Genomic DNA, 5,795 nt, shown 5'->3' with positions numbered 1-5,795 from the left:
AATAAAAATAAAAAAAAGTTTTGGAAAGATGGAAAGGATTGCTACCTTTGCAGACCCAAACGGAAGGGTGCTTGAGAGAGCGAAAGAAGTTAAGTTTGAGCGAATCAAGCGAGAGAAAAAGGAAGAAAGTTAATGAAGGTTAACGAGTAAGCAAAAGGGAACCCAGAGCGATTCTGGCGGACAACAAATGACAAATCAGGTGAGTCAAATCACTAAAGATTATATAGCGGATCTGAGACAGTGAAGCGGCAAAGTTCTTTTAAGAAATAGAAAATCATGTAGAGTAACAACTCAAACGAGAGGAAGTCGCAAGATGGAGAGGAGGGAGAGGAGTTATGATAACAAAAGTGTTAGATACTGTATAAAGATATAATTATATACAGATTCTATTATTAATAATAGGGTCAGTGAACAAACGAGACATTTTACAATGGAGAGTTTGATCCTGGCTCAGGATGAACGCTAGCGGCAGGCCTAATACATGCAAGTCGGACGGGATAGAAGAGCTTGCTTTTCTTGAGAGTGGCGCACGGGTGCGTAACACGTATGTAACCTACCTTAATCAGGGGGATAGCCTCTCGAAAGAGAGATTAAGACCGCATAACATCAGCTTACAGCATTGTATACTGATCAAATATTTATAGGATTAAGATGGGCATGCGGAACATTAGCTAGTTGGTAAGGTAACGGCTTACCAAGGCTACGATGTTTAGGGGATCTGAGAGGATGACCCCCCACACTGGTACTGAGACACGGACCAGACTCCTACGGGAGGCAGCAGTAAGGAATATTGGTCAATGGGCGGAAGCCTGAACCAGCCATGCCGCGTGCAGGAAGACGGCCCTACGGGTTGTAAACTGCTTTTGTACCGGAATAAACCTTGATTCGTGAATCAAGCTGAATGTACGGTAAGAATAAGGATCGGCTAACTCCGTGCCAGCAGCCGCGGTAATACGGAGGATCCAAGCGTTATCCGGATTTATTGGGTTTAAAGGGTGCGTAGGTGGCTTTTTAAGTCAGGGGTGAAAGACGGTAGCTTAACTATCGCAGTGCCTTTGATACTGAAGAGCTTGAATGAACTAGAGGTAGGCGGAATGTGACAAGTAGCGGTGAAATGCATAGATATGTCACAGAACACCAATTGCGAAGGCAGCTTACTATGGTTTTATTGACACTGAGGCACGAAAGCGTGGGGATCAAACAGGATTAGATACCCTGGTAGTCCACGCCCTAAACGATGAATACTCGATGTTGGCGATATACGGTCAGCGTCTAAGCGAAAGCGTTAAGTATTCCACCTGGGGAGTACGCCCGCAAGGGTGAAACTCAAAGGAATTGACGGGGGCCCGCACAAGCGGAGGAGCATGTGGTTTAATTCGATGATACGCGAGGAACCTTACCCGGGCTTGAAAGTTAGTGAATTGAGCAGAGACGCTCAAGTCCTTCGGGACACGAAACTAGGTGCTGCATGGCTGTCGTCAGCTCGTGCCGTGAGGTGTTGGGTTAAGTCCCGCAACGAGCGCAACCCCTATGTTTAGTTGCCAGCACGTCAAGGTGGGGACTCTAAACAGACTGCCTATGCAAATAGAGAGGAAGGAGGGGACGACGTCAAGTCATCATGGCCCTTACGTCCGGGGCTACACACGTGCTACAATGGATGGTACAGAGGGCTGCTACCTGGCAACAGGATGCCAATCTCTCAAAGCCATTCACAGTTCGGATCGGGGTCTGCAACTCGACCCCGTGAAGTTGGATTCGCTAGTAATCGCGTATCAGCAATGACGCGGTGAATACGTTCCCGGGCCTTGTACACACCGCCCGTCAAGCCATGGAAGCTGGAAGTGCCTGAAGTGCGTAACCGCAAGGAGCGTCCTAGGGTAAAGTCGGTAACTGGGGCTAAGTCGTAACAAGGTAGCCGTACCGGAAGGTGTGGCTGGAATACCTCCTTTCTGGAGCAGTATCGAGACACGATATCGTAACAAGTTACCTACATGATTATTTCTTAAAATTGGTTGATTGGGTTAGATTGGTTGATTAAGTGAGTGGTTAAAGCCGCAAACAATAAGTCAATAAATCGATAATTCAGTCATTCAATAATTAAACACACAAAAGGAAAACCCAAAAGATGAAGCCAATTGGTGGCAATAATCAAAAGGTGATACGAGATTGAAAGAAATCGGGAATAGGAGAATCACAAATCGTAAATCCGACGTCCGAAATCACACCCAGTCCTGTAGCTCAGCTTGGTTAGAGCACTACACTGATAATGTAGGGGTCAGCAGTTCAAATCTGCTCGGGACTACAAATAGGAGTACTTAGTAGTAAGTATCAAGTAGCAAGACAAAAGAAAAAGAGTCTTGATACTAAATACTAACGACTTGATACTAAAGATTCATTTTTAGGGGGATTAGCTCAGCTGGCTAGAGCACCTGCCTTGCACGCAGGGGGTCAACGGTTCGAATCCGTTATTCTCCACACTTGTTAAGTATAAAGTAACAAGTAGTAAGTAGTAAGACAAAAGTCTTGATACTTGATACCGACGACTTGATACTCAACAAAACGTTCTTTGACATATTGGAAGAAGTAATAAAAAAGAGAAGACAACAGAATAGAGGACTGTTGCAGGCTTTGAAGATTACGGAAAAGTAAAGAGGAATGAGACTTCGGTCTTACTACTTGATACTGAGTACTTGATACTAAAAACGGCAACACTAATCAAAAGCATACATACCGGGCAAAAGGCGGTATAGTAGAAGAAAGTAAGAAAGGGTACACGGGGGATGCCTTGGCTCTCAGAGGCGATGAAAGACGTGATAAGCTGCGATAAGCTGCGGGGATCAGCAAATATGAATTGATCCGCAGATTTCTGAATGGGGAAACCTAATTAGTTGAAGACTAATTGCATAAATGCGCAAACCTGCTGAACTGAAACATCTAAGTAAGCAGAGGAAGAGAAAATAATAATGATTTCCTGAGTAGTGGCGAGCGAAAGGGAAGAAGCCCAAACCTATATTGTTACGGCAATATGGGGGTTGTAGGACCACAACATGAATATCAAACAAAACCGGAAGGGGGTGGGAAACCCCGCCATAGAGCATGACAGCTGCGTACGGGTAATGGATGATAGGATAGTGGTATCCTGAGTACCGCGAGGTCGGAGACGCCTTGTGGGAATCTGCCGGCACCATCCGGTAAGGCTAAATACTCCTGAGAGACCGATAGTGAACCAGTACCGTGAGGGAAAGGTGAAAAGAACCCCGAACAGGGGAGTGAAATAGAACCTGAAACCGTGTACTTACAAGCGGTCGGAGCGGAGAGATTCCGTGACGGCGTGCCTTTTGCATAATGAGCCTACGAGTTACTCTTTCCTGGCAAGGTTAAGTGTTTAAGACACGGATCCGAAGCGAAAGCGAGTCTGAATAGGGCGTATAGTCAGGGGAGGTAGACGCGAAACCTTGTGATCTACCCATGGGCAGGTTGAAGGTGCCGTAACAGGTACTGGAGGACCGAACCGATAAACGTTGAAAAGTTTCCGGATGACTTGTGGGTAGGGGTGAAAGGCTAATCAAACTGGGAAATAGCTCGTACTCCCCGAAATGTTTTTAGGAACAGCCTGGCGGTTGAGTTAATAAGAGGTAGAGCTACTAATTGGGTGCGGGGGAGTCAAATCCTACCAAATCCAGATAAACTCCGAATGCTTATTAATATACGCTGGAGTGAGGCTCTGGGTGCTAAGGTCCAGGGCCGAGAGGGAAAGAACCCAGACCATCAGCTAAGGTCCCCAAATTACTGCTAAGTTGAACTAACGAGGTCCGATTGCACAGACAGCTAGGATGTTGGCTTGGAAGCAGCCATTCATTTAAAGAGTGCGTAACAGCTCACTAGTCGAGCGATCGGGCATGGATAATAAACGGGCATTAAGCAGTATACCGAAGCTATGGATTTGCAGCAATGCATCTGGTAGGGGAGCATTCTATTATCCGGCGAAGCAGGAGGGACAACCGACTGTGGAGGGAATAGAAAAGCAAATGTAGGCATAAGTAACGATAAGGCGGGAGAGAAACCCGCCCACCGAAAGACTAAGGTTTCCTGATCAACGCTAATCGGATCAGGGTTAGTCGGGGCCTAAGGTGAAGCCGAAGGGCGTAGCCGATGGACAACTGGTTAATATTCCAGTACTTTTTATAACTGCGATGCGGTGACGGAGTAGTGACACTGACGCGAACTGACGGAATAGTTCGTTAAAGGCCGTAGGTATATGGACTGTAGTTAAGTACGCAGACCATGCTGAAAGCTGATAGTATACCAAACCTTCGGGGGCGGTAATAGTTCAGGTAATCAGACTTCCAAGAAAACCCGCTAAGCTTCAGGTTATAAAAACCCGTACCGTAAACCGACACAGGTAGTCGAGGAGAGAATCCTAAGGTGCTCGAGTGAATCATGGCTAAGGAACTCGGCAAAATGGCCCTGTAACTTCGGGAGAAGGGGCGCTGGTAGTAATGCCAGCCGCAGTGAAAAGGCCCAGGCGACTGTTTAACAAAAACACATGGCTATGCAAAATCGAAAGATGACGTATATGGCCTGACACCTGCCCGGTGCCGGAAGGTTAAGAGGGGATGTTAGGAGCAATTCGAAGCATTGAATCGAAGCCCCGGTAAACGGCGGCCGTAACTATAACGGTCCTAAGGTAGCGAAATTCCTTGTCGGGTAAGTTCCGACCTGCACGAATGGTGTAACGATCTGGGCGCTGTCTCAGCCATGAGCTCGGTGAAATTGTGGTATCGGTGAAGACGCCGGTTACCCGCAACGGGACGGAAAGACCCCATGCACCTTCACTACAACTTAACATTGATATCGGATACAGGATGTGTAGGATAGGTGGGAGACTGTGATGTGGCTTCGCTAGGAGTCATTTAGTCAACGTTGAAATACCACCCTTTCTGTATTTGGTGTCTAACTCTGCAAAGCGGAGGACATTGTTTGGCGGGTAGTTTGACTGGGGTGGTCGCCTCCAAAAAGGTAACGGAGGCTTTCAAAGGTAAGCTCAGTACGCTTGGTAACCGTACGTGGAGTGCAATAGCATAAGCTTGCTTGACAGTGAGACAGACAAGTCGAGCTGGGTCGAAAGACGGATATAGTGATCCGGTGGTTCTGCATGGAAGGGCCATCGCTCAAAGGATAAAAGGTACGCTGGGGATAACAGGCTGATCTCCCCCAAGAGCTCATATCGACGGGGAGGTTTGGCACCTCGATGTCGGCTCGTCACATCCTGGGGCTGGAGAAGGTCCCAAGGGTTGAGCTGTTCGCTCATTAAAGTGGCACGCGAGCTGGGTTCAGAACGTCGCGAGACAGTTCGGTCCCTATCTGTTGTGGGCGCAGGAAGTTTGAGTGGGGCTGACCTTAGTACGAGAGGACCGGGTTGGACTAACCTCTGGTGAATCTGTTATGGCGCCAGCTGTATTGCAGAGTAGCTACGTTGGGAATAGATAAGCGCTGAAAGCATCTAAGTGCGAAACTAGCCACAAGATGAGACTTCCATTGAGGGTCGTAGCAGACTACTACGTTGATAGGTCATAGGTATAAAGGTGGTGACATCATAGCCGAGTGATACTAATTGCCCGAAGCTTTCTCATAGCAGGTAATAAAAGGGTTGATAGGGAATGGATCATAGTTCATAGTAATATAAGCGATGAACCATGAACTATCAACCATGAACACTACAGTTCTGTTGTTTTCTCTGATTTACTTACTTCTTTCAATAATATGTCATTGTTTATAAGTCATTAGGTCACCGG

At 47.0% G+C, this 5,795-nt stretch carries 2 tRNA genes and 2 rRNA genes; all 4 read left to right on the top strand.

The annotated features are described in order from the left end of the window. The first annotated feature begins 427 nt into the window (after positions 1-427). Positions 428-1,949 (top strand): 16S ribosomal RNA (locus FHS10_RS29120). A gap of 278 nt (positions 1,950-2,227) precedes the next feature. Beyond that, positions 2,228-2,302: transfer RNA gene (locus FHS10_RS29115), tRNA-Ile, on the top strand. 99 nt (positions 2,303-2,401) lie between these two features. Continuing rightward, positions 2,402-2,475 (top strand) — tRNA-Ala (locus FHS10_RS29110). Between the two features lie 278 nt (positions 2,476-2,753). Next, a 23S ribosomal RNA gene (locus FHS10_RS29105) occupies positions 2,754-5,633 on the top strand. Together the 16S and 23S rRNA genes with 2 tRNA genes alongside form the textbook arrangement of a ribosomal RNA operon. Positions 5,634-5,795 lie beyond the last annotated feature (162 nt).

Origin of the sequence: Mucilaginibacter dorajii, from assembly GCF_024808255.1 — a bacterium.
Classification (GTDB): Bacteria; Bacteroidota; Bacteroidia; order Sphingobacteriales; family Sphingobacteriaceae; genus Mucilaginibacter; species Mucilaginibacter dorajii.
This window is presented reverse-complemented; position numbering and strand designations above follow the sequence as displayed.